Genomic DNA, 4609 nt, shown 5'->3' on the forward strand with positions numbered 1-4609 from the left:
ATAATGCGAATAAACCAACGTGAGTTCATCAGGATTGAACAGGTTATCGATATGGAAATGCGTGCGCAGGCCATCGGTATCAAGCGTCTTGGCCGTTGCTGGATCAATCGCGTAGCGCGTTTCAGAATTTTGCATGATGTCGTCCTATAAAATGCGCTGAACGCGTTATTTTTCGAGTGTTACGTGCCGCCAGCGTCAAAGTCTGTAGGCCTCTTTGGCAAGGCGATATGAGAGGTCATAGGCCACATCTGGTGCCTCTTCGGGCGTGAGACGACCGGTGCCGACAAGCGTAGCTAGGAATGCGCAATCCACGCGCCGCGCCACGTCGTGGCGAGCAGGAATAGAGCAGAAGGCACGGGTATCGTCGTTAAAGCCGACTGTGTTGTAGAAACCTGCCGTTTCCGTGGTCATTTCACGGTAGCGACGCATGCCCTCGGCGCTGTCATGGAACCACCAAGCAGGCCCAAGTTTGAGGGCAGGGTAGACACCAGCGAGCGGGGCGAGCTCACGTGCATAGGAAGATTCATCTAATGTAAACAATATGATAGTCAGGTTGGATTCGCGGCCCACCGCGTCGAGAAGCGGCTTGAGCGCATGCACATAGTCGGTGCGCGTTGGAATATCAAAACCCTTGTCACGACCGAAGCGCGCAAATGCACTGGCAGAGTGGTTCCGATAGGAACCCGGATGGATTTGCATGACGAGCCCATCGTCAAGACTCATACGTGCCATTTCTGTCAACATATGCGCCCGAAATTGATCTGCTTCTTCCGCGGTGCACGTGCCCTGCAAGGCCTTTTGCAACAAGGTCGCTGCTATATCAGGGGATAGATCTTCCGTGCGCGCTGTTGCGTGACCATGATCCGAAGAGGTTGCGCCATGCGCTTTGAAATCAGCGCGGCGTTTGCGATGGGCGGCAAGATAACCTGTCCAAGTGCTCGTGTCTTCGCCCGTCATTTCGCCAAAAATCGCAACATTCTCTGCGAAATTGTCGAACTCTGGGTCAATAACGGAATCGGGGCGATAGGCCGTGATGACGTTGCCAGCCCACCCGCTGTTTTTGATCATCTTATGCCAACGAAGATCATCGATGGCGCTTTCCGTGGTGGAAATCGCTTCGATATTGAAGCGCTCGAAAAGCGCTCGTGGGCGGAATGCATCTGTTTTCAGATTGGCATCGATTTGATCAAAAATTGCATCAGCAGTTTTGGCGCTCAGGTGCTCGGTAATACCAAAAACTTCCTGCAAGGCATGATCGACCCAAATGCGAGACGGTGTTCCGCGAAACAGATAATAGTTTTCTGCAAAAATCTGCCAAATCTTACGCGGGTCAGTCTCCGTTACACTGCCATCAGCTTGGGGCACGCCAAGGGCTTCGAGCGGAATTCCTTGAGAGTGCAGCATACGAAAAACGTAATGATCCGGCGTTACAAAAAGCTCTGCTGGATTGGCGAAATGTTCATTTTCCGCAAACCATCTTGGATCTGTATGCCCATGTGGACTGATAATTGGGAGATCACGAATCCCCTCGTATAGATTGCGTGCGAACTCGCGCAGTGCAGGGTCTGTCGGAAACAGCCTGTTTTCGTCCAAAAGTGCCATGAATCCCCACCATTTCGCGGTTTTACGCGCGTCAATTTAACTGATAACCTAGTTTGGCGCTGTATAAGCGTCAACCGCAATAGCGGTTGGCAAAACAGTCATAGATTGTGCTATGCTTAGAGCCGTAAGTTACTGGGAAAAGTGTATAATGACTAAGAAAAAGCAACCTGCGAAAGAGGTGATGCAGTTAGGTTGCCTTGTACGCGATAGCGAGGGAACCATCGCTGATCAGGTGTTTAATCTTATTCGCACGCGAATCTTGACCTTGGAGCTTCCACCTCAGACCAAACTCTCGGAAACAGAAGTTTCTGGGTTGCTCGGGGTGTCACGTCAACCTGTGCGCGAAGCTTTCAAACGTCTCGCCCAGAGGGAATTTCTGGAAATTCGCCCGCAAAGCGGAACGAAGGTAAGCCTTATTTCCGAAGATGCCGCGCTGCGTGCGTTATACATTCGCAAAGCGCTAGAAGTGCAGAACTGTCGTAGCGTTTGCGCACGTATGGACGATCAGGCGCGCGCGAAACTGACTGAGTTTGTTGACCAGCAACGTGCTGCCATGGCGCAAAATGATCGCGATAAGTTTCACGCAGCAGACGACGCGTTCCATCGCGAAATTTGTGTTCAAGCTGGTGTGGCATATGTGTGGGACATGATCACCGAGATCAAACCGCACATGGATCGTGTCCGCTTGATATCGCTTGATGCGCAGTCACAGCAAAGTGCATTTACTGAACACAGCATGATTTTGGACGCGCTTTGCCGATGTGACGCTGAAGCGGCCGTTGCGGCCATGCGCACCCATCTTGATGGAATATTGGTTCATATCGAAACGGTTAAAGCCAAAAACCATAACTGGTTCGTCAAAAATGCCACCTAGCTGAGGTGATCGCGGCGGTCATTCCGCCACGATCGATTTGCAGGCTTAATCCACATCGCCGCGCGCAGGGCGGTCGTTTTTGATCGTGAAGATCATGCCATCAAGGAGTTCATCGAGATCAGGGCGCGCGGCTGGGCCGTTTGAAATAGCAACGATTTGAGCCGTGCCATCTGGGCGGATGCAGAAAATGCCAGGTTCCGCAAAGCGTCGGTCTGTCTCGCCTGAATCCAACGGATCGCTGATGAATAGGCCCATTTTGCGCATATCAGCTTCTTGCAAGTCATAGCCGATGTCGAACGTCCAACCGAATTGTTCGATATCAGCGTTTACCTTTTCAAGCGGATCAGCAGAAATGCAAGCAACATCAAAGCCGGCGGCGTTCCAGTCTTTGTAGGTCTTTTCGAGCTTATTCAGATAGTTTTTGCAACGCCCGCAGTGTTTCCCGCGATAAACTATGAACAACGTCCAACGCTCTTTTGGGCCACCAATCGCGACTGTTCCACCGCCAATTTTTGGCACTTCAACAGACGGAAATAGGGCGCCGCCCTGCAACTTTGTTGCGCTTAATGAAGTGGATTGTGACATGGTAAAGATCCTTTTGTTGAGTAAGCATTGCCCTACTTGGGAGGGCAAATTCAGGGCGGGTATTTCGTAGTTTCGAACGAAGCTCGAAACACTTTTGCGCGAGATTCTTCGGAAACTGCAGTGAAGATCTCTAATTGTCAAATTGGTGATTCTAGCGTGGAAGCAGGTTGTGCCTTGCGATGCTTGGCCCCGAACTAAACATTTTTCAGGCTTCCGAAATTCCCTAGGCGGCCGTTCAAGATATCTAATATTTATCTGAAAACAAACATTAAAAATGAACCTAACGGAAAGTGCTCGGCTGGGCAAACCCGCTTGAGCGAAATGGAATGCAGCTCGATGTCAAAAAAACTTCACAAAACATACTTGTAAAAATTTGTAACTTGTGTGAGAAATTTTTCCATAATTTGTCCTGAGGAGGAGACAACAATGAAGATCACTAACATCATCGGTGGCGGTGCATTCGCATTTGCAGCTGCTGCGACAATGGCGTTCGCGCCTGTAGCTGCTGAAGCAAAAGACTGGCGCGGCTGGAACATCCACGTCGTTGATTATCCAGTGTCACACGGCATGGAAGCGTTCATGGCGGAAGTCACTGAGAAAACTGGCGGCGAGCTCGCAGGTAAAGTATTCCACGCAGGTGTTCTGGGTTCCCAGCCTGATGCGATCGAGCAACTTCGTCTCGGCATCATGGACTTTGGTGTATTCAGCCTTGGGCCGATGGGCCAAGCGGTTCCAGCGACAAACGTCGTTTCCTTGCCATTCGTGTTCAAAAGCATCCCACAGATGTATGAACTTATGGACGGTGCACCAGGCGCAGCGCTTGGCGAAGCACTGGAAGAAAAAGGCATCGTTGCTCTGGGTTACTATGACGCCGGCGCACGTTCTTTCTATAACTCCATCAAGCCAATCAACACACCTGCTGACGTTGAAGGCATGAAGGTTCGCGTCATGAACAACGATCTGTTCGTTGGCATGGTTGAATCAATGGGCGGCAACGCAACACCAATGGCGTTCGCGGAAGTATACCAGTCGATCAAAACTGGCGTTGTAGACGGTGCAGAAAACAACCCACCATCCTACGAGTCCACAAGCCACTTTGAAGTTGCTAAGTACTACTCTTTGACGCAGCACTTGATCATTCCTGAGTGCCTCTGCATGTCCAAGAAAACATTCGACGCGCTTACACCTGAGCAGCAAGAGATTGTTAAAACTGCTGGCAAAAACTCCACAGACCTGCAGCGTAAGCTTTGGCAGGAACGTGAAGCGGCTTCTATGAAGATCGTTGAAGAGGGCGGCGTTATCGTGAACGAAATCGCTGACAAAGCAGCATTCCAAGCGGCAATGGCTCCAGTATATGAGCAGTTCCTCTCTGCGAACCCTGAAATGACAGATCTGGTTAACGTTTTCCGTAACGCTGACTAATCAGGTCTTTATATCAAAGTGCGCCCTGTCTTAGGGCAGGGCGCACAAACTTCAAATCCAAAGGAATTGGTTTGTGGAACAGGCACCCCCTTGGATGCAACGAACTGAGCGTGTGCTCGACGGTTT

Annotated in this window: 4 protein-coding genes; 2 read left to right on the plus strand and 2 right to left on the minus strand. The window is 50.6% G+C overall.

All coding sequences use genetic code 11. The features are described from left to right. Window positions 1-195: 195 nt before the first annotated feature. A complete protein-coding gene (gene uxaC, locus ABJQ89_RS17095; protein WP_348497363.1) occupies window positions 196-1602 on the minus strand; it encodes a glucuronate isomerase in 1407 nt (468 codons plus the stop codon). Between the two features lie 148 nt (window positions 1603-1750). On the opposite strand from uxaC, the gene ABJQ89_RS17100 reads away from it, so the two are divergent. Next, complete coding sequence (locus tag ABJQ89_RS17100; protein ID WP_348497364.1) at window positions 1751-2476, plus strand: GntR family transcriptional regulator; 726 nt, start codon at window positions 1751-1753, stop codon at window positions 2474-2476. 45 nt (window positions 2477-2521) lie between these two features. Here ABJQ89_RS17100 and ABJQ89_RS17105 read toward each other — a convergent pair whose 3' ends face one another. After that, the gene (locus ABJQ89_RS17105) at window positions 2522-3061 is read right to left on the minus strand and encodes a redoxin domain-containing protein (protein WP_348497365.1); all 540 of its coding nucleotides are present in this window, start codon (window positions 3059-3061) and stop codon (window positions 2522-2524) included. Between the two features lie 426 nt (window positions 3062-3487). Here ABJQ89_RS17105 and ABJQ89_RS17110 point away from each other — a divergent pair, with 426 nt between their 5' ends. Beyond that, window positions 3488-4483, plus strand: a complete 996-nt coding sequence (locus ABJQ89_RS17110) for a TRAP transporter substrate-binding protein (RefSeq protein ID WP_348497366.1) — start codon at window positions 3488-3490, stop codon at window positions 4481-4483. Window positions 4484-4609: the final 126 nt, after the last annotated feature.

Source organism: Planktotalea sp. (assembly GCF_039984035.1).
In the GTDB taxonomy this organism is placed as follows: domain Bacteria; phylum Pseudomonadota; class Alphaproteobacteria; order Rhodobacterales; family Rhodobacteraceae; genus Planktotalea.

What these genes read in the sequence shown, in the direction of transcription:
- uxaC (WP_348497363.1), bottom strand. Translation starts at nt 1,602, where the DNA reads ATGGCACTTTTGGACGAAAACAGGCTGTTTCCGACAGACCCTGCACTG.
- ABJQ89_RS17100 (WP_348497364.1), top strand. Translation starts at nt 1,751, where the DNA reads ATGACTAAGAAAAAGCAACCTGCGAAAGAGGTGATGCAGTTAGGTTGC.
- ABJQ89_RS17105 (WP_348497365.1), bottom strand. Translation starts at nt 3,061, where the DNA reads ATGTCACAATCCACTTCATTAAGCGCAACAAAGTTGCAGGGCGGCGCC.
- ABJQ89_RS17110 (WP_348497366.1), top strand. Translation starts at nt 3,488, where the DNA reads ATGAAGATCACTAACATCATCGGTGGCGGTGCATTCGCATTTGCAGCT.